This window comes from Hoeflea marina (assembly GCF_003182275.1).
Classification (GTDB): domain Bacteria; phylum Pseudomonadota; class Alphaproteobacteria; order Rhizobiales; family Rhizobiaceae; genus Hoeflea; species Hoeflea marina.
This window is the reverse complement of record NZ_QGTR01000005.1, coordinates 268,439-291,558: the sequence shown is the minus strand read 5'-3', so window position 1 is coordinate 291,558 and position 23,120 is coordinate 268,439. Positions and strand designations below refer to the sequence as shown.

Below are 23,120 nucleotides of genomic sequence, written 5' to 3'. Positions count from 1 at the left end.
CGCAGCCTATTCGGAAGCGGTGGCTTCCTCGGCAGGCGCCTCTTCGGCGGCAGGCGCAGGAGCGGCGGCTGCTTCGGCGGCTTCGGCGGCTGCCTTGGCTGCAGCGGCTGCCGCATCTTCTTCCTTCTGCTTCTTCTCGGCGATGCGCTCGTTGGCCTTCTTGCCCGGCAGGCCCTTGGTCGGGTTGTTGCGGGCGTCGCGGGTGCCGAGACCGGCTTCGGCGAGGAAGCGGGCGACGCGGTCGGTCGGCACGGCGCCATGGCTCATCCAGTACTGGATGCGCTCGGCGTTGAGGCTGATGCGATCGGCATGGTCCTTGTCCAGCATCGGGTTCCAGTGGCCGAGGCGCTCGATGAAGCGGCCATCGCGCGGGCTGCGGACGTCGGCGACGACGACATGGTAATACGGGCGCTTCTTGGAGCCGCCGCGGGCGAGACGAATCTTGGTGGACATGGTTGTTCTCCTTGAGGGATGTCGGTGGCCGGATACACCGGCCGGATTTCAGTTTCCGCCGATCCTGGCGGCAATGGCTTCGTGGTGGTGGATCACTTCCTTGATGATGAAATTCAGGAAGGTCTCCGCAAAATCCGGATCCAGGTCGGCTTCGTTCGCCAGGCGGCGAAGCCGTTCGATCTGGAATTTCTCCCGCTCGGGATCAGCCGGCGGCAAGTCGTGAGTGGCCTTGAGCACGCCGACCGCCTTGGTGCAGCGGAAGCGTTCGGCCAGAATGTGAACCAGGGCGGCGTCGAAGTTGTCGATCGAGCGTCGGAGTTCCTGGAGACGGGATACGGCATCGGCATCGGTCATGGCGCCCCCCTATTTCTTCTTGGGCAGGCCGGGGAGGCCGCCCCCGAGACCCGGAAGCTTCGGACCGCCAAGCCCAGGCAGCTTGCTGCCGCCGAGGCCCGGAAGGCCACCGCCGCCGAACCCTGCGGACTGCGCCTGCTTCTGCAGCGCCTCGAGCTGTGCGGGGTCCATCTTCGAGAGATCGGGCATGCCGCCCATGCCGCCACCCATGCCGCCGGGCAGGCCCATTTTCGAGGCGAGGCCGCCCATGGCCGCGCGCATCATGCCGCCGCCCTTGCCCTTGCCGCCCATGGCTTTCATCATGTCGGCCATCTGCCGGTGCTGCTTCAAAAGCTTGTTGATGGCGGCCGCGTCGGTGCCGGAGCCGGCGGCGATGCGCTTCTTTCGGCTGTGCTTGAGCATGTCCGGATTGGCGCGCTCGGCTTTTGTCATCGAGGAGATGATGGCGATCTGGCGAACGATGGAGCGGTCATCCATGCCGGAGGCGGCCAGCTGGTCCTTCATCTTGCCCATGCCGGGCATCATGCCCATGATCCCGCCCATGCCACCGAGCTTCTGCATCTGGCGCAACTGGTCGGCGAGATCGTTGAGATCGAACTTGCCGGCCTTGAGCCGGCCGGCCATGGCGGCGGCCTTTTCGGCGTCGATGGATTCGGCGGCTTTCTCGACCAGGCTGACGATGTCGCCCATGCCGAGGATGCGGTCGGCGACGCGGCCGGGGTGGAATTCCTCCAGCGCGTCCATCTTCTCGCCGGTGCCGATGAGCTTGATCGGCTTGCCGGTGACGGCGCGCATCGACAGCGCGGCGCCGCCGCGGCCGTCGCCGTCCATGCGGGTGAGCACCAGGCCGGTGATGCCGATGCGCTCGTCGAAATTGCGCGCCAGGTTGACAGCGTCCTGGCCGGTCAGCGCATCGGCGACGAGCAGGATCTCGTGCGGCGTGGCGCGGCGCTTGATCTCGGCCATCTCCGCCATCAGCGGCTCGTCGATATGGGTGCGGCCGGCGGTGTCGAGAATGACGACGTCGAAGCCGCCGAGCTTCGCGGCCTGGACAGCGCGGGCGGCGATGTCGGTGGGCGACTGGCCGGCCACGATCGGCAGCGTGTCGACGCCGGCCTGGGCGCCCAGCTGGCGCAACTGCTCCTGGGCTGCCGGACGGCGCGTGTCGAGCGACGCCATCAGCACCTTCTTGCGGTCGCGCTTCGTCAGCCTTGCGGCGATCTTGGCCGAGGTCGTGGTCTTGCCCGAGCCCTGCAGGCCGACCATCATGATGACGACGGGCGAGGCGGCATTCAGATCGATGCCGACGCCGTCGGTGCCGAGCAGGGCGACGAGCTCGTCATGGACGATCTTGACCACCATCTGGCCCGGCTTGATCGCCTTGACGATGGTGGCGCCGACCGCCTTCTCGCGAACCTTGTCGGTGAACTCACGCACCACTTCGAGCGCCACGTCGGCCTCAAGCAGGGCGCGGCGAACCTCGCGCATGGCGCCGGCGACATCCTTTTCGGACAGCGCACCGCGACCGGTGAGTCCGTTGAGGATGGATCCAAGGCGATCCTGGAGAGTGTCAAACATGCGCGTTCCTGTCGTTTCCGGATTGTCGTCCGGTACATATGGGACGGGGAAGACCAAAGCCAAACAGCACCCGAGGGCGCATCGCGCTGTCGGGTGTTGACCTCCGGGATCTGTTTATACCAGCTGGGGTCCCGGTCGGCGGCTCGGAGCATCACTCGTCGCAGATTGTGGCGGGCCATAACACCGCAGGGCGCGCCGAGTCAAGGTTGGTGGCCCGATCGCAATTCAGCCGGCGATTTCGCGCCGGGCCAGATCGGCCAGGAAGGCCGAGCGGGTGAGGCCGCGTTCGCGCGCTGTAGCGTCGACTGCCGCCAGCAGCCCCGCGTCCATGGTGATATTGGCCTTGGTGGTGCGGCCTGAAAGCCGGATCACCGGCACGGCGAGCAGGAAGGCGCCTTGCCTGAGATCGCGCCCCACCTTGGCATCCCCGCGCACCGCTTCCAGCGGCCGCGCAGTCGGCAGCGCCTCGCCGTCCAGGTGCAGCGCCAGCGCCTCGCTGGCATTGGCGAGCAGGTCATCAAGGTGATCGGCGGCGGAAAAACAACCCGGCACATCGGGGAAATGAAACCCGAAGGCGCTGTCCCATCCTGATGCACGACGCCGATGTAGTGACGCATGAATGCCTCCTTGTCAGTCGAGCCAGCCGGCCTGCTTGCAGATGGCGCGAACCGTGACGATTGGCAGATCCTTTTTCGGATGCGGCACGGTGACGGTCTTGCCATCCTTGCGGAACTTGTGGTGCGAGCCGGCTGGCAAACCCGAGGCGGATATCGACCTTGGGCAGCGGGAAGGACACTTCTCGCCGGCCAGGCTTGATGATCGGGAAACGGCGCGAGACTGTCGCGCCGCAGATTCACGCTGGGCGCTAGAACGGCCAGACCCACGCGATCATCGGCACGCCGACGGCGATGACGATCACTTCGAGCATCAGGCCCATGCGCCAGTAGTCGCCGAAGCGGTAGTTTCCCGGGCCCATGATGATGGTGTTGTTCTTGTGGCCGATGGGGGTGAGGAAGGCGCAGGAGGCGGCTACCGCCACGCCCATCAGGAACGGATCGGGGTTGGCGCCGATGGACTGGGCGACGCTGACGCCGATGGGAGCGGCGATCAGCGCCGTGGCGACATTGTTGAGAAAGTCGGAAAGCGTCATGGTGATGATCATCAGCACCATGAGCACGCCCCAGGCAGGCAGGCCGGTGGTCTGGGTGACGATCAGATTGGCGATCATCTGGCTGCCGCCGGTCGCCTCCAGCGCGCCGGCGACCGGAATGAGGCAGGCAAGCAGAACGATCACCTTCCATTCGACAAGCGCGTAGAAATCGCGTCCGCCGATGATCCCGAGGCCGAGATATCCCACCACGCAGAGCCCCAGCGCGATGGCCAGCGACGTGATCCCCATCACCGACAGCGCGATGGCCGCGGCGAAGATGCCGATGGCCATGAGCGCCTTGGTCCGCTGCATGACTTCGAGCCGGCGGTTTTCCAGCGGCAGCACGCCCAGCCACTGGCAGGCGGCGGCGATGTTCTTGTCGGGTCCGATCAGCAGCAGCAGGTCGCCCGCCTTGATCGTCAGGCGGCCGACCCGCTCGCGGAACCGCCTGCCCTGCCGGGAGACGCCGAGCAGCGTCACGCCCTGGCGCTGGATCAGCCGCAGCCCGAGCATGGTGCGGCCGACGACACTGGCCTCTTCCGGGACGATGGCCTCGATCAGGCTCAGCGACTTGCCCATCAGGCCGCCGTGCTCCTCGGTGCCGATGGCGTCGAGTTCCGCGGCGCCCATGAAGGCCTCGATCTGCTTCGGGTCACCCTCCAGCACCAGAAAATCGTCCTCGCGGATTTCGCGGCTCTGCGAGAAGCCTGGCAGGCGCTTGCCCTGCCGGGCCAGCCCCAGAATGGTCACATCATTCTCGTCGGTCAGCGGATACAGCTCCGCTACCGTCAGGCCGATCGACCTGGAGCCTTCCTTGACCCGCGCCTCGGCGACGTAAAGGCCGGCATCTCCCTCCAGCGATATCGCGTCGGCCCGGGCGGGAATGAGCCGAAAGCCGACGAACGACACATAGGCGATGCCGGCTACCGCGACGGCGAGGCCGACGGGTGCGAAATCGAACATGGAGAACGGAGCTCCGAGCACGTCCTGGCGATACTGGGCGATGACGATGTTGGGCGGAGTCCCGATCAGGGTGATCATGCCGCCGAGAATCGTCCCGAAGGACAGCGGCATCAGCGTCAGCGAGACCGCGCGCTTGGCCTTGCGCGCCGCGTCCATGTCGAGCGACATCAGCAGCGCCAGGGCCGCGACATTGTTGATGATGGCCGAGAGCGCGGCACCCACGACCGCCATGATGCCGATGTGGGTCGGGAGCGACCGGTCCGGGCTGGTGACAAAACGGGCGATGAATTCGACCGCGCCCGAATTCATCAGTCCGCGCGAGACGATCAGCACCAGCGCGATGATGACGACGGCCGGATGGCCGAAACCGTGAAATGCCTCGCCGGGCTCGACGAGTCCCGCCAGGACCGTGACCAGCAGCGCCACGAAGGCCACGAGATCATAGCGGATGCGGCCCCAGACAAGCATCCCGAAGAGGATGACGAGAATGCCAAACAGCACGATCTGATCGGTCGACATCTATGGTATCTCCAGCGGGATGGGCCTTTGCGGACTGCGGTCCCGGGGTTGCATGGTCGAATGCCGCGGTCAACCCCGGGCGATCCGCGCGGGCATCCGCTGCCGAGGGGAAGGGTCGAGACGGCCGCCGGCGAAGGCGGTCGGGCGACACGCTCCCTTCAAGCGCCCCGTCTCCAAAGCGACGCGTCTGACGCCCTCCTTGATACGGTGTCCGCAGGCCCCATATCCTTGCGGATGAAACGTCGATCCTTTCTCAGGTTTTCCGCGCTTGCCACCTCGCTGGGCATTGGCGCAACAGGGAGCGCCATGGCCTTGGCACGCGCCAGCAATCCATATCATTCCGGTCCGCTCAGCGACCATTTCGATGGAACCCGGTTCTTCAATCCGGACGGATCCGACCCGAAGGGGTTCGGAGATCTTCTGCGCTGGCAGTTGGGCGGCGGCAAGGCGAAATGGCCGGATCAGGTCAGGAGCCCGCATGCGCCGGCACGGCCGGAGCCGCGAGTCGAAGGCGCGGCGCTGCGGATCACCATGGTCGGCCATGCCACGCTGCTGATCCAGACGGCGGGACTGAACATCCTCACCGACCCGGTGTGGTCGGAGCGCGCCAGTCCGGTGAGCTTCGCCGGACCCCGGCGGGTGACGCCGCCGGGCATCGGCTTCGAAGACCTGCCGAAGATCGATCTCGTGCTCTTGTCGCACAATCATTACGACCATCTCGATGTCGCGACGTTGAAGCGTCTCCAGCAGGCCCACGATCCTCTGGTGATCACGCCGCTCGGCAATGATGCGATCGTCCGGTCAGAGGTTCCCGGCATGCGGTTCGCCACGGGCGACTGGGGCGACGTGCGCCACGCCGGTCCGCTGGCCGTGCATTTCGAGCCGTGCCATCACTGGTCGGCGCGGGGCATGAACGACCGTTCGATGGCGTTGTGGGCGGCCTTCGTGGTCGAGGGACCGGCGGGCAAGTTGCTGCATGTCGGCGACACCGGGTTCGACGGCGGACGGCCCTATCGCGGCGTGCGCGAGAAGCACGGAGACCTGCGCGCCGCGATCCTGCCGGTCGGCGCCTACGAGCCGCGCTGGTTCATGAAGGACCAGCATCAGAACCCGCAGGAGGCCATCGAAGGCCTGCTGCTCTGCGGCGCGCGCTGGGCGGTGGGCCACCACTGGGGCACGTTCCAGCTCACCAACGAGGGCCGCGACGCGCCGCCGGCGGTGCTGCACGCGGCGCTCGAGGCCAAGGGCCTGGGCCGGGAGCGGTTCCGGCCACTCAGCCCCGGCGAAGCCTGGGATATCCCGGACTGAGCACCGAGACGCGGCGCACTGGTAATCCGGGCCTGTTTGGGCCATATAGGCGCACATGACAACGCAGGCCCAGACCATGACCGCACAGGTTCCCTTCGCCAAGATGAACGGGCTCGGAAACGAGATTCTCGTCGTCGACATGCGTGGGCGCGCCGGGCGCGTCGAGTCCGAGGCCGCCATCGCGCTGGCCGCCGATCCGGCCACGGCCTTCGACCAGATCATGGCGATCCACGATCCGGTGCTCGAGGGCACCGATTACCGCATCGACATCATCAACTCCGACGGCAGTCGGGCGCAGGCCTGCGGCAACGGCACCCGCTGCGTCGTGCAGGCGCTGGCCGCCGAGACCGGCCGCAAGAGCTACACGTTCCAGGCGCCGACCGGCATCATCTCCGCCGAGGAGCTCTCCGACGGGCTGATCGCCGTCGACATGGGCGAACCGGCGTTCGAGTGGAACCGCATCCCGTTGTCGGAAGCGTTCCACGACACGCGCCAGATCGAGCTGCAGATCGGCCCGATCGATGCGCCGGTGCTGCATTCGCCTTCGGTCGTGTCGATGGGCAACCCGCACGCCATCTTCTGGGTAAGCGAGGACGTCTGGTCCTTTGACCTGGAGCGTTTCGGGCCGCTGCTCGAGAACCACCCGATCTTTCCGGAGCGGGCCAACATCTCGATTGCCCGGGTGGAGGCCGCCGACGAGATCCGGATCCGCACCTGGGAACGAGGCGCCGGCCTGACCCGCGCCTGCGGATCGGCCGCCTGCGCCACCGGCGTGGCGGCGGCGCGAACCGGACGCACGGGACGCAGGACCATCGTGCATGTGCCCGGCGGGCCGCTGATCATCGACTGGCGCGACACCAACCATGTGATCATGACCGGTCCGGCCGAATGGGAGTTCTCCGGCTCGCTCGATCCCGCCGGCGGCCAGTGGCAGCCCGCGGAGCAGGATGCTTGATCCTGCAACAGCGGACAGCAGCGCGCGGCCGTGGCGCCCGATCAGCCTTGCCGGGCAGCCGCGGGAGCCGGATCCGTGCCCGAGGGTTGCCAGCGCCCGCATTTCCGGGCATTGCGCAGCGGATTGACAGGCAGGGCATCGCCGCGGGCGAGAGCGCCCGCCGATACAAGGACTGACGCAGGCATGGCTCTAGACTTCATCAAAAAGGTGTTCTCCTTCGGCAAGGGCAAGCCCGCCGCCGCTTCCGGGACGGAGGCGGCACGCGCATCCGAGACCGTGGCCGAAGGTTTGGCCGAGCCGAAGATCGCCTCGCTGCCGCCGCTGCCGCGGTCGGCGGGGGACTCTGTGGTCAGCGGCTTTCCCGCCGACAGCGCCATGGAGTTCACCCCGGAGACGGCGCCCGAACCCGATCTGTCGACACCCGAGCCCGCGGATGAGGAGCATGCCGGCGAGCCGCCGATCGCGGCACCGGCGGATGCGCCCGGCAATCCCGAACGCTTGCCCGGTGCGGAGATCGTGCCCGCCGATCTGGTGACGCCGGCGCAAGGCGCGCCGGGAACCGGGGCGATTGAGCCTGAGGTTGCTTCGGAGGCGGGGCACGCGGAGGCCGGCGAAATCATGCCCGTCATGCCTCACGGATTGCCCGACGCCGGGGAGCCGGCCACGGCAGAAGCCGCGCAGGATCGGGCCGGCCTTACCGCCCCCGCAGGGCTGCAAGAGATCGAGGTCTCTCCCGTCCCCGAACCAGCAGCCCTGGAGGGACCGGAGACGCCCTCGGGCACCGTGCAGGTTGGCAAGACCGTGTCGCGCGCCGCACCCCTGGCAACGCCCGCTGCGGAACCGCAGACACAGGCAGGCTGGTGGCAGAAACTGCGCCAGGGGCTGTCGCGCAGCTCCTCGCAGCTCACCGGTCAGGTCACCTCGATCTTCACCAAGCGCAAGCTTGACGACGACACTCTCCAGGACCTCGAGGACGTGCTGATCCAGGCAGATCTTGGCGTCGAGACGGCGATGCGGATCACCGGAGCGCTGTCGGCCAGCCGCTACGGCAGGGACATCTCGGCTGCCGAGGTCAACCGCGTGATGGCGGCCGAGATCGAGAAGGTGCTCTCGCCGGTGGCAAAGCCGCTGCAGCTCGACCTCAGCCACCGGCCGCATGTCATCCTCGTCGTCGGCGTCAACGGCACCGGCAAGACCACCACGATCGGCAAGCTGTCGGCCAAACTGTCCGCCGGCGGGCTCAAGGTGATGCTGGCGGCCGGCGACACGTTCCGCGCCGCGGCCATCGAGCAGCTCAAGATCTGGGGCGAACGCACCGGGGCACAGGTGATCTCGACCCGTCTCGGTGCCGACGCGGCCGGCCTTGCCTACGAAGCCTTCGAGGCGGCCCGTACCGCCAAGGCCGACGTGCTCATCATCGACACTGCCGGGAGGCTGCAGAACCGCACCGAGCTGATGGACGAACTGGCCAAGGTGGTCCGGGTCATCGGCAAGCTCGATCCGGAGGCACCGCACACGGTGCTTCAGACGCTGGATGCCACCACCGGTCAGAACGCTCTCAACCAGGTCGAGATCTTCCGCAACATCGCCGGCGTCAACGGCCTGGTGATGACGAAACTTGATGGCACGGCGCGCGGCGGCATCCTGGTGGCAATCGCGGCCAAGCACAAACTGCCGGTCTATTTCATCGGGGTCGGCGAAGGCGTCGACGATCTCGAACCATTCGAGGCGAAGGATTTCGCCGCAGCCATTGCCGGAGAGACAGAGTGAGCGACCACAAGAGTGAAACCGAAGACCAGTCGCTGTTCGAGCGCGATCCCGCCGATCCGAAGCGCAAGCACATCAACCCGGTGCTGAAGCTCGCTCTCGAGCTCGGGCCGCTGCTCGTCTTCTTCTTCGCCAACAGCAAAGCCGAATGGATGGCCGAACAGTTTCCGATGCTGGCTTCGCTCGGTAAGCCCATCTTCATAGCCAGTGCTGCATTCATGGCGGCAACGGCGATCGCGCTGACGATCTCATGGATCTTGCTCCGATCGCTCCCGATCATGCCAATTCTCTCCGCCGTGGTGATCTTCGTTTTCGGCGCGATAGGCTTCTGGCTTCACGACGAGTTTTTCTTCAAGATCAAGCCGACCATCATCAACACCATGTTCGGGACAATCCTGCTCGGCGGCCTCTGGTTTGGACGATCCCTTCTCGGCTATGTGTTCGATTCGGCTTTTCAACTTGATGCGGAGGGTTGGCGCAAGCTCACCTTCCGCTGGGGTGTCTATTTCCTGGTGATGGCGGTCGTCAACGAGGTGATGTGGCGCAATTTCTCCACCGATACCTGGATTGCCTTCAAGGTGTGGGGCAACATGCCGCTGTCGATCCTGTTCATGCTGGCGCAGATGCCGCTGATGATGCGGCATGCCCTTCCCGAAGAGGCCAAGGACCAGGCCTGAAGCGGCGGGCGCGGCGGCTGAGGGTGGCTCGCCGATGCCTGCGGTTCGCCCAACAGATCGGTTCTGCCTTTCATCGACCCGCAGAAGCGCTCCAGGTTTCTGATACGTCGCATTGTTCGACGACGAAGTGACATTCACTTGGTCTGGAAATGCTCTGGCTCACCGTCAGGCGGGATTGCCGAACGGACCATGATAGCCCTTCGCCTGAACCTCGCGCTCGTGGTCGAGCATCCAGTGCACCGTCGGGAAGGCGATGTCGCCGAGCGGCAGGCGGTCCCAGTCGAACAGGCCGACCTCCAGGCTCTCCTCTCCGGCGCCGAACAGCGGCTGGTCGGAGTCGAGCGCAGCGAACTCGGCGCGGTAGATGAGCTGCACCTGGCTCAGATGCGGCACGGAATAGACCGCCAGCAAATCGCCGAGATGGAGGCGGGCGAGCGCCTCCTCGCGCGCTTCGCGCAGGGCGCCGTGTTCGGGCGTCTCATTGAGTTCGAGATAACCGGCCGGCACGGTCCAGAAGCCGCGCCGGGGCTCGATCGCGCGACGGCACAGCAGCACCTTGCCGGCATGGCGCACGACGGAGCCGACGACGATGCGCGGGTTCTGGTAGTTGACGAAACCGCAACTGGCGCAGACGTCGCGCTCATGGGTGTCGCCATCGGGAATCAGGCGTCGGAAGTTGATGCTCTTGTCCATGCGGGAACCATAGGACCGCGGCCGGCAAAGAGCCAGTCAGGATGCGGGGCCGGCATGCTTTTCGATGACAGGCATCAGCCTGGAGGCCATCGTTTCTTCGGTGAAGGGGCCGATCTGCTTGAACAGGATGGTGCCGTCGGGGCCGACAAGATAGGTCTCGGGAATGCCGTAGACGCCCCAGTCGATGGCCGACTGGCCGGCGGGATCGATGCCGACGGCGGCAAAGGGGTTGCCGAGCTCGCCGAGGAACCGCAGCGCGTTCTCGGACTTGTCCTTGTAATTGATACCGACCAGGGTCAGGCGCGGATCCTGCCCGAGAGCAAACAGCAGCGGATGCTCCTGGCGGCAGGGCACGCACCAGGAAGCCCAGACATTGACCAGCGTCAGCCTGCCGGCAACCGCCGCATCGGTGAGCGCGGGAACGGGCACGCCGTCGCGGTTGAGTCCCTCCAGCGGCGCCAGCGCCAGGCTCGGCGCCCGGGAGCCGATGAGTACAGAGGGAATCTCGCTGGCGTCCTTGCCGGAGCCCAGCTGGTAAAGGAACACGCCCGCCAGCGCCATGAACAGGATCAGCGGTAGAAAGGCGAGCAGCAGTCGACGGCGCCCGGCCGCCGCCGGCCTGCCGGGTGAAGCTTCGGGTCGTTCGGTCATGACACGATCCCGTCAGCGCCGGCGGCGCGGCGGCGGATGCCGCGGGCCTCGAGATCGGCGAGTTCACGTCTGCGGGCGCGGCCATCGAGAACGATGGCGAGCACCATGGCCGCGACGGTCAGGGCGGTAACGCCATAGGCCAGTGCCACAAAGGCCAGATGGCTCATCATTGGCCCGATCCGATGGCGCGCGCGGCCCGGTGGCGCATCGTCTGGACCCGGCGGCGCCAGATCTCGTTGCGCATCGCCATCATGTGCAGCGTGAAGAACAGCAGCGTGAACGCCACCGCCATGACCAGCAGCGGATAGAGCAGCGAAGGATGGATCGTCGGCCCGTCGAGCCGCATGACGCTTGCGGGCTGGTGCAAAGTGTTCCACCAGTTGACCGAGAACTTGATGATGGGGATGTTGACGAAGCCGACCAGGATCAGCACCGCGGTGGCCCGCGCCGCGCGCCCCGGCTCGTCCATGGCGCGGTTGAGCGCGATCAGGCCGAGGTACATCAGGAACAGCACGAAGACCGAGGTCAGGCGCGCGTCCCAGACCCACCAGGTGCCCCACATAGGCCGGCCCCAGAGCGAACCGGTAACCAGCGCCAGGAAGGTGAAGACCGCGCCAATGGGCGCGGCCGCCTTGGCCGAGACATCGGCCAGCGGATGGCGCCAGACCAGCGTGCCGATCGCCGAGACGGCCATCAGCGAATAGCACATCATCGCCAGCCAGGCGGCGGGCACATGGATGAACATGATCGAAACGGTGATGCCCTGCTGGTAATCCTCGGGGGCGTTGAACGACATGACGAGCCCGGCCGCGAAAGCCGCCAGCGTCGCTGCCCAGAGCCAGGGAAGAATCCGGCCGCTCAGCTCCAGGAATCGGGAGGGATTGGCCAATCTCGTCAGCCAGCCTGGGGAGATGCTCACATCGCTCATGGCATCTGTCTAGCCATTTGCCCGGACAAGTTCAATTGCCCGGGTCAATCTGCCGCTGCCTTGAGCGCCACGGCCGCCGCCACCGGCCCGAGTGCCGCGAAAAACAGGGTGATGGCCGAGAGGATCATGAACGGCGGCCAGAACGGGTCCGGGTCGGTGACGGCGGCATAGCTGGCGCTGACGCCGAAAATCAGCACCGGAATGGCCAGCGGCAGGATCAGGATCGAGACCAGCAGACCGCCGCGGGGCAAGGCCACGGCCACCGCGGCGCCGGTGGCACCGATGAAGGCAATCGCCGGCGTGCCGGCCAGCAGCGTCAGCATGACCGCGCCGGTCGATTCGAGCCCCATGTTCATCAGCAGTCCGAGCAGAGGCGAGACGAGCACCAGCGGCAGGCCGCTTGCCACCCAGTGGGCAAAGCTCTTGACGAAGACGGTGAGGATGAGATCCGGCGTCTCCTGCATCAGGATGAGGTCGAGAGAGCCGTCCTCGCGGTCGGCCTGGAACAGCCGGTCAAGACCGAGCAGCGAAGCCAGCAACGCGCCGATCCAGAGAAAGGCCGGGCCGATCCGGGCAAGCAGGTTGAGATCCGGGCCGATGCCGAAGGGTGCGACGGCGACGACGGCGAGAAAGAACAGCACCGCCAGCATGGCCGCGCCGCCGGACCGGGTAGCGATGGCGAGATCGCGGCGGAACAGCGCCATCATGCCCGGACCTCCGACCTGTCATCCCAGGTGCCGTGCTCCGAATCAACGGCGTGATGGACGCCGTCGAGCCGCAGGGTCTCGACCGACTCAAGCCCGAGCGGCTGGTGGGTGGCGGCGATCGCCATGCCGCCGCGCTCGAGATGCGCGGTGACCAGACCGGCAAACATCGAATCAGCCTTAGCGTCGAGCGCCGCGGTCGGCTCATCGAGCAGCCACAGCGGCCGCCGCGCCACCAACAGACGCGCAAGCGCGATGCGGCGCTTCTGGCCGGCCGAGAGATAGCCGAAGGGAAGGTGCCCGACGCCGCTGAGCCCGACCGCGTCGATGGCCGCATCGACGGAGAGGCCCGACGGCTGGTCGGCAGCGAGAAAATTGCGCCAGAACGAGAGGTTTTCGGTGACCGTGAGCTCCCGCTTCATCGCATTGGCGTGGCCGAGATAGTGCGCTTCCCGGGCGACCGGGAGATCGATGCCGGCGGCGTCCGTCAGGCGGAAACTGCCCTCGTCGGCGCCGAGCAGTCCGGCCAGAACCCGCAGCAGGGTGGACTTGCCCGCGCCATTGGGGCCGGTAACGACAAGGGCACGGCCCGATTGCAGGGTGAAACCGACAGCGGAGAAGACGACGCTGTCCCCGCGCCGGCCGCGTAAATTCGTTGCTTTCGCCTGCATTGGCCCCCGTATTCCCGCCACCGGGATCAGGTCCCGGATTCACATCTTTGAAAAAACACTGCTCTACGCCGATTGTTGGTCTGGATCGTTCTTACGAAATTATCTATAAGGCCTGCAACCACGCCAGCGGTCGGCGTGAATTTTTTATCCTGGAGCCGAACATGGCACCCCGAAAGGGTGGCGCGGGCGGACAGCGGAAATGATCGTACCCGCAATCCTCGACAGCGCGTCAGCGCATCAGGTGTTCGCCTTCAGACTTCGGCTGAACTGACGAAAGCGGGTTGCCTGTGGCAAAATCACTCGACAGCTTCAATTGCCGGTCCGTCCTGAATGTGGACGGAACCGACTATGTCTATTATAGCCTCGTGGAAGCCGAAAAGAACGGTCTTGCCGGCGTGGGGCAACTGCCATTTTCCATGAAAGTGCTTCTGGAGAACCTCCTGCGCAATGAAGACGGCCGCACGGTGAAGAAGGGCGACATCCTCGCTGTTGTCGCCTGGCTCACAAACAAGGGCAAGGCGGACGCTGAGATCGCCTATCGCCCCGCCCGCGTTCTGATGCAGGATTTCACCGGCGTTCCCGCCGTGGTCGACCTGGCCGCCATGCGCGACGCCATGGTGGCGCTCGGCGGCGATCCGCAGAAGATCAACCCGCTGGTTCCCGTCGATCTCGTCATCGACCACTCGGTCATCGTCGACGAATTCGGCACCGCCTCGGCGCTCGGCCGCAATGTCGAACTGGAATACGAGCGCAACGGCGAACGCTACCGCTTTCTCAAGTGGGGCCAGCAGGCGTTCAAGAATTTCCGCGTCGTCCCCCCCGGCACCGGCATCTGCCACCAGGTCAATCTCGAATATCTTGGCCAGACCGTGTGGACCAAGGAAGAGGACGGCGAGATCGTCGCCTATCCCGACACCTGCGTCGGCACGGACAGCCACACCACCATGATCAATGGTCTGGGTGTCCTGGGCTGGGGCGTGGGCGGCATCGAGGCCGAAGCAGCGATGCTCGGCCAGCCCATTTCGATGCTGCTCCCGGAAGTTATCGGCTTCCGCCTCACCGGTGCGCTGAAGGAAGGCGTCACCGCCACCGATCTGGTGCTGACCGTGGTGCAGATGCTGCGCAAGAAGGGCGTCGTCTCCAAGTTCGTCGAATTCTATGGCCCCGGCCTTGATTCGATGTCGCTGGCCGACCGCGCCACAATCGGCAACATGGGCCCGGAATATGGCGCCACCTGCGGGTTCTTCCCGGTTGATGGCGAAACCATCAACTACCTGACGATGTCGGGCCGCGACGAAGACCGCATCAAGCTGGTTGAAGCCTATTCCAAGGCGCAGGGCATGTGGCGCTACACCTCTGAAGCCGATCCGGTGTTCACCGACACGCTCGATCTTGATCTCGGCAGCGTCGTGCCGTCGATGGCTGGTCCGAAGCGTCCGGAAGGCCGGATTCCGCTCGAAGGCATCGCCACCGGCTTCGCCAAGTCGCTGGAAGACGAATACAAGAAACCGGGTCAGCTCAACAATCGCTACCAGGTCGAGGGCGAGGACTACGATCTCGGTCATGGCGATGTCGCCATCGCCGCCATCACCTCCTGCACCAACACCTCCAACCCGAGCGTTCTGATCGGCGCCGGGCTTTTGGCCCGCAACGCACTGGCCAAGGGTCTCAAGACCAAACCGTGGGTGAAGACCTCGCTCGCGCCCGGTAGCCAGGTGGTGGCCGAGTATCTGGAAAAATCCGGGCTTCAGGCCGATCTCGACAAGCTCGGTTTCAACCTGGTCGGCTTCGGCTGCACCACCTGCATCGGCAATTCCGGCCCGCTGCCGGCGCCGGTGTCCAAGACCATCAACGACAAGGGCCTGATTGCCGCCGGCGTTCTGTCGGGCAACCGCAATTTCGAAGGCCGCATTTCGCCCGACGTGCAGGCCAACTACCTGGCCTCACCGCCGCTGGTGGTGGCCTACGCCCTGGCTGGTTCGGTCAAGATGGACCTGACCAAGGAGCCGATCGGCGAAGACCAGGACGGCAACCCTGTCTACCTCAAGGACATCTGGCCCTCCTCGCAGGAGATCCAGGAGTTCATCATGAAATATGTCACCCGCGCACTCTACGCGGCCAAGTATGCCGACGTGTTCAAGGGCGACGAAAACTGGCAGGCCGTCGAAGTGCCGACGAGCCAGACCTATGCCTGGGAAGACTCGTCGACCTATGTGCAGAACCCGCCCTATTTCGAGGGCATGGGCAAGACCGGCGCCGGAATTTCCGACATCAAGGGCGCTCGCGTGCTGGGTCTGTTCGGCGACAAGATCACCACCGACCACATTTCTCCGGCAGGCTCGATCAAGGCCCAATCACCGGCAGGCGCCTATCTGATCAATCACGGGGTCGGCGTGGCGGATTTCAATCAGTACGGCACCCGTCGCGGCAATCATGAAGTGATGATGCGCGGCACGTTCGCCAATATCCGGTTGCGCAACCACATGCTGGGACCGAACGGACGTGAAGGTGGCTACACCTTCCACTATCCGTCGCGCGAGGAGGTCTCGATCTTCGATGCGGCCATGCAGTACAAGGCCGAAGGCGTGCCGCTGGTGATTTTCGCAGGTGCCGAATATGGCAATGGTTCGTCGCGTGACTGGGCTGCAAAGGGAACGAATCTGCTCGGAGTCCGTGCAGTTATCGCCCAGTCCTACGAGCGCATTCACCGGTCCAACCTGGTTGGCATGGGTGTGATTCCCTTTGTCTTCGAGGAAGGCACATCCTGGGAAAGCCTCGACCTGAAGGGCGACGAGACGGTGTCGATCGAGGGACTGACCAATATCCAGCCGGGCGAGAAGAAGGTCGCCAAGGTGACCTTTGCCGATGGCACGGTCAAGGATGTGCCGCTGGTCTGCCGCGTCGATACGCTCGATGAACTCGGATACCTCAAGAACGGCGGCATCCTTCAGACGGTGCTGCGCGACCTGGCCGCCTGAGGCCATTCGCCACGGAAGAACAGACGCCGGGGCCAAGCCCCGGCGTTTTGCGTTCCGGTGCGCCGACCCGGTCTCACCGCAAGTTGATTTGGACGTGTGTGCGGCGCGGCGCTAGAAGAGGGTTCACCATTCCCTGAGCCAAGCGTATTGCCGGAAGGCCACGACATGTTGAAAATGATTGCCGTCGTCGCTCTTTCCCTCCCCGCTCTTGCCGCTGCGCCGATGCCGGGAATGGCCAGGGATCTCGTCGGCGTGGTCGAGCTGTTCACCAGCCAGGGCTGCTCGTCGTGTCCGCCCGCCGACGCGACGCTGTCGCGGCTGATCGACGAAGGCAAGGTGCTGGCATTGAGCTATCATGTCGACTACTGGAACTATCTCGGCTGGAAGGACACGCTGAGCTCGCCCGCCAGCACCGAGCGGCAATACGGCTATGCCCGCACGCTCAACCGGAGCAGTGTCTACACGCCGCAGGCGGTGATCAACGGCCGCGACCATGTCAACGGAGCAGACGATGCGGCCATCAGGGCAGCGCTCGCTGCTATGACGGCCAGACATCAGGGCCCTTCGGTGGATGTTTCCATTGTCACCGATCCGCAAGGCGTGCGCGTGCACATCGGCGCCGGCCAGGGCAAGGCCAATGTGGTGGCGGTCTATTTCGACGAGAAGACCAAGGTGGCCATCGACCGCGGCGAAAACCGCGGCAAGACCATCACCTACCGGCACAGCGTGCAGGCGACGGAAACCATCGGAATGTGGTCGGGAGGCGAGGTGACGCTGAAGCTGCCGGAATCGGTGCTGGCGGCCCATCCCGGCCGCGGTTGCGCCATCCTGCTGCAGCAGGTGTCGCGCGACGGCGCGCCGGGCGCCATCCTGGGCGCGGCGGTGATCGACGCCAAGGCAGCGGGCTGACGCAAACCCGAACAAAAAAAGACCGGCTTCGCGCCGGCCGGAGTATGGGGATGCTGCCTCCAGTCCCGGGAATGGGCTTTGAAAAGTCGGTCCGACCCGAAGGCTCCGAGGGGCTGGGGGGCTGAAAATCGAAATCCCCGGGCCGGACCATTTGAGGCAACGACCTCACTCTCGTCCCCGAATCGGGCGCGGATTTGACTGAATTACGGCCGAAATGTGAGAAATGCAGGCCCGGTCGGCACCGCCGCCGGGCATTCGCTCGGCCTCTCCTGAGAGCGGCGCCCCGGCAGGCCCGGTCGATCCGCCCGCGCCGGAATCCTCATCCTCGCCGGGGTTGAATTCCCCGCCTCTTGAGGCAAACTGGCGTGCCAACTGCTTCGAGGTGAGCCGAGAGATGACGGACGCATCAGATTCACGCAAATCCCGGCGCGCCGACAGCCAGGACAAAGAGCCCGTGCTGGTCGATCTCGCCGAGGCGCGGCGCCGCGAACAGCCGGAGCTGATCACCTTCCAGCGCCGCGAGCTCGATCTCATTCTTCGTCTCTACGGCCGGATGGTCGCGGAGGGACACTGGCGCGACTATGCCATCGACCACCTGCACGACCGGGCGGTGATCTCGGTGTTCCGCCGCGCCAGCGAAGTGCCGCTCTACCGGATCGAGAAAGACCCGTCGCGCGCGCGCCGGCAGGGCGCGTTCAGCATCACCGCCAGCGCCGGCGCGGTGCTCAAGCGGGGTCACGATCTGGCGCAGGTGCTGAAGTTCTTCGACAAGCCGCCTCGCCTGGTCTGACCTCCGGTCGACCGGGTTCAGCCGCGAAACAGGGTTCCCGGATAGCTTTGCATCTCGGGGTCGGTGGTGCTGCCTTCGCCCAGCGCGATCTGCATCAGCGCGGTGTCGAGCCAGCGGCCGTGCTTGTAGCCCGTGGCATGGATGAGGCCCGCATCGACGAAACCGGCCTTGCGGTGCACCGCCACCGAAGCCGGATGGGCGCCGCCGATCACCGCCAGCATCTGCCGGAAGCCGAGGCCCGCGCAACGCGCGAGCAGCTCCGCCAGCAGGGCGCTGCCGGTACCGCGGCCCTGCGCCGCGGCGGCGAGATAGATCGAATCCTCCACCAGCCAGCGGTAGGCAGGCCTGGTGCGGAACGCGGAGGCATAGGCATAGCCGATGATGGTTCCGCCGTCCTCGGCGACCACGTAGGGGTAGCCGTCAGCGACGATGGCCGAATGGCGGCGGGTCATCTCGGCAAGATCGGGCGCGACAAGCTCATAGCTGGCGACGCCGGTCTCGACGCTCTCGGCATAGATCGCGGTGATGGCGGGAAGATCGGCGGGACGGCAATCGCGGATGATCATGGCGGTGTCGGGTCCGGTGGAGCTCGCCACCTTCTAGACCAATCGGGACCGAAGGCAAACAGGCCGGCGCAGCCCCGTGATCACCGGCCGGAGAGTGTTGCGTGGGCATAAAAAAAGCGGCCCGAAGGCCGCTTTTCCTGTCGATTGCGACGGACTATTCGCGGTTGCCCATGAACTGGAGCAGGAAGGTGAACAGGTTGATGAAGTCGAGATAGAGACGCAGCGCACCCATGATCGCCTTGCGACCGGCGGTGGCGTCTGAATCGCCCTCGTAATACATCTCCTTGATCTGCTGCGTGTCGTAGGCGGTCAGGCCTGCGAAGATCAGCACGCCGATTGCCGAGATGGCGAACTGCAGCGCGCTCGACTGCAGGAAGATGTTGACCACCATGGCGATGATCAGGCCGAACAGGCCCATCATCAGGAACGAGCCCATCGCCGACAGGTTGCGCTTGGTGGTGTAGCCATAGAGCGACAGCGCACCGAACGACGCCGCGGTCACGAAGAAGGTCTGCGTGATCGACGCACCGGTGTAGACCAGGAAGATCGACGACAGGGAGACGCCCATCAGCGCTGCGAACACCCAGAAGGCGGTCTGCGCGGAGGCGACGCTCATCTTTTCAAGGCGTGCGCTCAGGAAGAACACCATGCCCAGCGGCGCAAGCATGACCACCCACTTGAGCGGCGAACCATAGAGCGCGGCGCCAAGGCTGGTCAGCATCTTGCCGTTGCCGAGCGTGGCAACCGCGGCGGCCGGATCGTTGGTTGTCGCAAACATCGCGATGGCATAGGCAGCCACGCCGGTGATGCCCAGACCCATTGCCATGAGATTGTAGACGCGCAGCATATAGGCGCGCAGACCCTGATCTATATCAGCGTCGACGTGGGCGCCTCCTGCCACGCGGACATTCGAATTGCGAAAGTCAGCCATGATTTCCTCTTATAAGCCCCGGATAGGTTTACGGAGTCGGGAACTTTCATCCCAGGCGCCGCTGCGGGGCTCCAGCATGCCTGCGTTCAATATGATGATTGAATCAACCGACCACAAGGGCTCGCGCGCCGGAAGCGGCAATTCCTGCCGATTTCCGCCGTTCTGGATCCGAGAGACCCGCTTCCCGCTCTTCTAGGGCCCATCGCGTGAATTCAGATTCACGCGATGGCCGCAGCTCTCTGTAAGGATGCATGTCGTGATCCCGAAACCGCTGGACGCTTTCGGGCGACCTGCATTAGAGTTCGCGCAGCACCGGTGCGGCCTTCTGGCCCAGAACCCGCCAAGTGCCGGCAAGGCCGATGCCGACGGTGACGACGAGGGCCACGCCGAGCGTCGCGAACGCGATGCCCGGCATGAACTGCGACGGCATGTGCATGATGCGGCTGACCAGGAACCAGGCGGCGACACCGCCGAATCCGAGCGCAAAGATCGCGGTGGCAAGTCCCAGCAGGCCGTATTCGTAGCTGTAGGCCCGGATCAGCGTGCGCCGGGTGGCGCCGAGCGTCTTGAGCACCACCGCGTCATGCATGCGCGCCCGGTTGCCGGCGGCCAGCGCGCCGGCGAGCACCAGCACCGAGGCGATCAGCGCCACCGAGGCGGCAGCGCGGATGGCGATGCCGATCTGGCCCACCAGCCGGTTTGCGATCTCGATGGCGTCCTTCACCCGGAGGCTGGTGATGGTCGGGTGCGCCTGGGTGACATTGCGCAAGATCTGGCCTTCGAGCGCCGCATCGGCGCCCGGATCGGTCAGCGTCGCCATCCAGGCATGCGGCGCCCCGGCGAAAGTGTTGGGCGAAAAAACCATGACGAAGTTGATCGACAGCGATTCCCACTCGACATCGCGCAGATTGGCGATGCGGGCCGTGATAGAGCGGCCCAGTACCGAAACGGTGACGGTGTCGCCGATCTTCAGGCCGAGTTCGCCCGCCTCTTCCGCCGAGAAGGAGACAAGCGGTTCGCCGGCATAGTCTGCCGCCCACCATGAGCCTTCGGCAAGGCGGGTGTTTTCGGGAAGGTTCCTGGCATAGGTGACGCCGCGGTCGCCGCGCAGCACCCAGCGCCCGCCTTCGGGTACGTTGGCCTCGCTGACTTCCTTGCCGTTGAGCTCGAGGATGCGGCCGCGCAGCATCGGCACCTTGATAATCTTTCCTTCAGGGGCGGTGGCCCTGACGATGCGCTCGAAATCCTCGATTTCATTGGACTGGATGTCGACGAAGAAGAAATTTGGCGCGCGCTCGGGCAGGTTGCCGGAAAGTTCGCGGCGCAGATCTGAATCGATCAACGCCAGGGTCACCAGCAGCGCCAGCCCGAGGCCGAGCGACAGCACCACCGAAGGGGTTAGCGCGCCGGGGCGGTGGATGTTGCCGATGGCGAGCCGGAGCGGGGTCGAGGGGACGACGGGCGCCCGGCGCGCGAGCCATTGCACCAGCTGGCCGACCAGCCGCAGCACCAAGAAGGCGGCGGCGACGCCAATGATGAAGATGCCGGCCACGCGCTTGTCGTCGGCGGTGGCGATCGCGGCGGCGCAGAGAAGGGCAAGCGTTGAGCCGGAGGCGATCAGATAGGGCAAGCCGGCGCGGGCCCCGGCCGAAAAGCCCTGCTGCCGGAACAATGCGGTGGCCGGGATTTCGCCTGCGCGCCCCAGCGGCAGCAAGGCGAAGGCGAAGGCAGTGAGCAGGCCGAAGAGGGCCGCCATGCCGAGCGCGGAAGGGTAGAGTTCGGCATGGGCGGTGACCGGCACCATGCCGGCGAGAAAGTTCGCCGCCAGGAACGGCATCGAGGCGCCCGCGACCAGTCCGATGACGACCCCCATGGCCGCGATCAACATCACCTCGATGAGGTAGACAAGCACGACGAACCGCGACTGCGCACCGACGCATTTGAGCGTGGCAATGACGCCACGCTTGGAATCGAGATAGGCGCGCACGGCGTTGGCGACACCGACACCTCCGACGATCAGCGCGGTCAGACCCACCAGGGTGAGGAACTGCGAAAAGCGTTCTATGTTGCGGGTGAGCGCGGGGGCGGCATTGGCGCTGGTGCGCACCTGCCAGCCGGCGTCGGGAAATCCGGCTGTCGCAGCATCGCGAACGGCCCCGATGTCGGCGGCGCCGGCCGCGTCAAGGCGGACCCGGTAGCCGTATTCGATGAGACTGCCCGGACGGATCAGCCCGGCGCTGGTGAGCGCCTCAGCCGAGATCATCAGCCGCGGCGCGAAGCCGAAGCCCTCCGACAGCGCATCGGGCTCGGTGACCATGGTGGCGCGGATCTGGAAACTGGCGTCGCCGACAAGCAGTTTGTCGCCGATGACGAGGCCGAGGCGGTCGAGCAGGATCTGTGCCGTCACGGCGCCGTAGCTCCCGTCGCGGAGCTCGAACAGCGCCGCACGGGGCAATGCGGGCTCGGTGACGAGCGCGCCGTAGAGAGGGTAGGCCTCATCCACGGAGCGCAATTCAACCAGCGACTGGTCGGAGCCGTCGCCGGTCCGCGCCATGGTTCGCAGACCGGCGCCGGCCGAGACCTTGCCGAGGCCGGCAATGAATTCGCGCTGCGCCTCGTCGATGTCGCGGTTGTTGGTCTCGAAGCGGATATCGCCACCGAGAATGGTCCGGCCCTCGGCGGCGATCGAACCGGTCATCATCTGCGAGACGGAGTTGACCCCGGCTATGGCCGCAGTTCCCAGCGCCACGCAGGCGAGGAAGATGTAGAAGCCGGACAGGCCGCCGCGCAGTTCGCGCAGCGCCAGCCGGAAGGCCAGGCCCGTTCCGGCCGGATTGGCCGCGCTCATGCCAGAGCCCGCGCGGCGGCGCCCTCAGCCGAAGTGGAATCGCCGACGATGCGGCCGGAACGGACCGACACCTGGCGGCTGCAGCGGGCGGCGAGGCTGGTGTCATGGGTGACCAGCAGCAGCGTGGCGCCGCGCTCAGCCTGCTTGGAGAACAGCAGCTCAATGATCTGCCGCCCGGTCTCGCCATCGAGATTGCCTGTGGGCTCGTCGGCGATGATCAGGATCGGGTCGGGCGCGAGAGCCCGGGCAATGGCGACACGTTGCTGCTCGCCACCGGAGAGCTGTCCCGGGAAATGGCTGAGCCGCTCGCCGAGTCCCACCGCGACCAGTTCCGCGCGCGCCCGGTCGAAGGCATCGCCGCGTCCGGCGAGTTCCAGTGGGACCGCGACATTCTCCAACGCCGTCATGTTGGGAATGAGGTGGAAGGACTGAAACACAATGCCGATGGTGCGGCCGCGCACGGCGGCCAGTGCATCTTCGCCCAGACCGTGAAGGGCGGCATCGGCGACATGGATTTCTCCCGCGTCGAGCCTCTCGAGGCCGGCGATCACCATCAGCAGCGTCGACTTGCCGGAACCCGAGGGGCCCACGATGCCTACGGATTCACCCTTGGCGATGTCGAGGTCGATGCCCTTGAGAACATGCACCGAGGAGGCGCCGTTGCCGAGCGTGAGATCGGCGGCCCTGAGTCTGACAATTGTTTCCGTCACGAGGCCGCTTCCTGTCA

Annotated in this window: 22 protein-coding genes and 1 pseudogene; 7 read left to right on the top strand and 16 right to left on the bottom strand. The window is 65.7% G+C overall.

Annotated features, from left to right (window positions below; all coding sequences use genetic code 11):
• Positions 1–6: 6 nt before the first annotated feature.
• From rpsP to DFR52_RS19620, 6 genes and pseudogenes are all read right to left on the bottom strand, one after another.
• Entirely contained in the window at positions 7–453 is a 447-nt protein-coding gene (rpsP, locus tag DFR52_RS19645; RefSeq protein WP_110033717.1) for a 30S ribosomal protein S16, read from the bottom strand.
• Between the two features lie 48 nt (positions 454–501).
• Positions 502–807: a chorismate mutase gene (locus tag DFR52_RS19640; protein ID WP_110033716.1), complete on the bottom strand. Its 306-nt coding sequence runs from the start codon at positions 805–807 to the stop codon at positions 502–504.
• A 9-nt stretch (positions 808–816) separates the two neighbouring features.
• Positions 817–2,385: a signal recognition particle protein gene (gene ffh, locus DFR52_RS19635; protein WP_110033715.1), complete on the bottom strand. Its 1,569-nt coding sequence runs from the start codon at positions 2,383–2,385 to the stop codon at positions 817–819.
• A gap of 225 nt (positions 2,386–2,610) precedes the next feature.
• Complete coding sequence (locus tag DFR52_RS19630) at positions 2,611–2,937, bottom strand: type II toxin-antitoxin system HicB family antitoxin (RefSeq protein WP_245415406.1); 327 nt, start codon at positions 2,935–2,937, stop codon at positions 2,611–2,613.
• 78 nt (positions 2,938–3,015) lie between these two features.
• A pseudogene (locus DFR52_RS19625) lies at positions 3,016–3,132 on the bottom strand (type II toxin-antitoxin system HicA family toxin); the annotation flags it as partial.
• 118 nt (positions 3,133–3,250) lie between these two features.
• Positions 3,251–5,017 (bottom strand): SLC13 family permease, encoded by a 1,767-nt coding sequence (locus DFR52_RS19620; protein ID WP_110033713.1) that lies wholly within the window; start codon positions 5,015–5,017, stop codon positions 3,251–3,253.
• Positions 5,018–5,251: 234 nt separating this feature from the next.
• Between DFR52_RS19620 and DFR52_RS19615 the strand changes: the two genes are divergently transcribed.
• The 4 genes from DFR52_RS19615 (at position 5,252) to DFR52_RS19600 (ending at position 9,724) form a co-directional block, all read left to right on the top strand.
• Positions 5,252–6,325, top strand: coding sequence for an MBL fold metallo-hydrolase (locus DFR52_RS19615; RefSeq protein WP_110033712.1), 1,074 nt, complete (start codon positions 5,252–5,254; stop codon positions 6,323–6,325).
• 76 nt (positions 6,326–6,401) lie between these two features.
• Positions 6,402–7,280 (top strand): diaminopimelate epimerase, encoded by an 879-nt coding sequence (dapF, locus tag DFR52_RS19610; protein ID WP_110033711.1) that lies wholly within the window; start codon positions 6,402–6,404, stop codon positions 7,278–7,280.
• 183 nt (positions 7,281–7,463) lie between these two features.
• Positions 7,464–9,050 (top strand): signal recognition particle-docking protein FtsY, encoded by a 1,587-nt coding sequence (ftsY, locus tag DFR52_RS19605; RefSeq protein WP_110033710.1) that lies wholly within the window; start codon positions 7,464–7,466, stop codon positions 9,048–9,050.
• Positions 9,047–9,724, top strand: coding sequence for a septation protein A (locus DFR52_RS19600; protein WP_110033709.1), 678 nt, complete (start codon positions 9,047–9,049; stop codon positions 9,722–9,724). Before ftsY ends, DFR52_RS19600 begins: the two co-directional genes overlap by 4 nt.
• Positions 9,725–9,889: 165 nt before the next feature.
• Here the strand turns inward: DFR52_RS19600 and DFR52_RS19595 are convergent, their stop codons facing one another.
• Genes DFR52_RS19595 through ccmA form a run of 6 tightly spaced genes read right to left on the bottom strand, consistent with a single transcriptional unit; the run spans position 9,890 to position 13,371 of the window.
• On the bottom strand, positions 9,890–10,417 hold the full coding sequence (locus tag DFR52_RS19595; protein ID WP_110033708.1) for an NUDIX hydrolase: 528 nt from the start codon (positions 10,415–10,417) through the stop codon (positions 9,890–9,892).
• A gap of 36 nt (positions 10,418–10,453) precedes the next feature.
• Entirely contained in the window at positions 10,454–11,068 is a 615-nt protein-coding gene (locus tag DFR52_RS19590; RefSeq protein WP_110033707.1) for a DsbE family thiol:disulfide interchange protein, read from the bottom strand.
• A complete protein-coding gene (ccmD, locus tag DFR52_RS19585; protein WP_110033706.1) occupies positions 11,065–11,238 on the bottom strand; it encodes a heme exporter protein CcmD in 174 nt (57 codons plus the stop codon). Before ccmD ends, DFR52_RS19590 begins: the two co-directional genes overlap by 4 nt.
• Positions 11,235–11,996 (bottom strand): heme ABC transporter permease, encoded by a 762-nt coding sequence (locus DFR52_RS19580; RefSeq protein WP_110033705.1) that lies wholly within the window; start codon positions 11,994–11,996, stop codon positions 11,235–11,237. Before DFR52_RS19580 ends, ccmD begins: the two co-directional genes overlap by 4 nt.
• A gap of 44 nt (positions 11,997–12,040) precedes the next feature.
• Positions 12,041–12,703: a heme exporter protein CcmB gene (ccmB, locus tag DFR52_RS19575; RefSeq protein ID WP_110033704.1), complete on the bottom strand. Its 663-nt coding sequence runs from the start codon at positions 12,701–12,703 to the stop codon at positions 12,041–12,043.
• On the bottom strand, positions 12,700–13,371 hold the full coding sequence (gene ccmA, locus DFR52_RS19570; RefSeq protein ID WP_110033703.1) for a heme ABC exporter ATP-binding protein CcmA: 672 nt from the start codon (positions 13,369–13,371) through the stop codon (positions 12,700–12,702). The genes ccmB and ccmA overlap by 4 nt, the downstream gene beginning before the upstream one ends.
• A gap of 287 nt (positions 13,372–13,658) precedes the next feature.
• Between ccmA and acnA the strand changes: the two genes are divergently transcribed.
• From acnA to DFR52_RS19555, 3 genes are all read left to right on the top strand, one after another.
• Entirely contained in the window at positions 13,659–16,349 is a 2,691-nt protein-coding gene (gene acnA / locus DFR52_RS19565) for an aconitate hydratase AcnA (protein WP_110033789.1), read from the top strand.
• A gap of 165 nt (positions 16,350–16,514) precedes the next feature.
• A complete protein-coding gene (locus DFR52_RS19560; protein WP_110033702.1) occupies positions 16,515–17,258 on the top strand; it encodes a DUF1223 domain-containing protein in 744 nt (247 codons plus the stop codon).
• A 394-nt stretch (positions 17,259–17,652) separates the two neighbouring features.
• Positions 17,653–18,048, top strand: coding sequence for a DUF2794 domain-containing protein (locus DFR52_RS19555; protein WP_110033701.1), 396 nt, complete (start codon positions 17,653–17,655; stop codon positions 18,046–18,048).
• 17 nt (positions 18,049–18,065) lie between these two features.
• On the opposite strand, the gene DFR52_RS19550 is transcribed toward DFR52_RS19555, so the two are convergent.
• The 4 genes from DFR52_RS19550 to DFR52_RS19535 all read right to left on the bottom strand — a co-directional run bounded on the left by DFR52_RS19550 (position 18,066) and on the right by DFR52_RS19535 (position 23,103).
• A complete protein-coding gene (locus DFR52_RS19550) occupies positions 18,066–18,614 on the bottom strand; it encodes a GNAT family N-acetyltransferase (RefSeq protein WP_110033700.1) in 549 nt (182 codons plus the stop codon).
• Positions 18,615–18,768: 154 nt separating this feature from the next.
• Complete coding sequence (locus tag DFR52_RS19545; RefSeq protein WP_110033699.1) at positions 18,769–19,545, bottom strand: Bax inhibitor-1/YccA family protein; 777 nt, start codon at positions 19,543–19,545, stop codon at positions 18,769–18,771.
• A gap of 295 nt (positions 19,546–19,840) precedes the next feature.
• Entirely contained in the window at positions 19,841–22,393 is a 2,553-nt protein-coding gene (locus DFR52_RS19540; protein ID WP_110033698.1) for an ABC transporter permease, read from the bottom strand.
• Positions 22,390–23,103: an ABC transporter ATP-binding protein gene (locus DFR52_RS19535; protein ID WP_110033697.1), complete on the bottom strand. Its 714-nt coding sequence runs from the start codon at positions 23,101–23,103 to the stop codon at positions 22,390–22,392. Before DFR52_RS19535 ends, DFR52_RS19540 begins: the two co-directional genes overlap by 4 nt.
• Positions 23,104–23,120 lie beyond the last annotated feature (17 nt).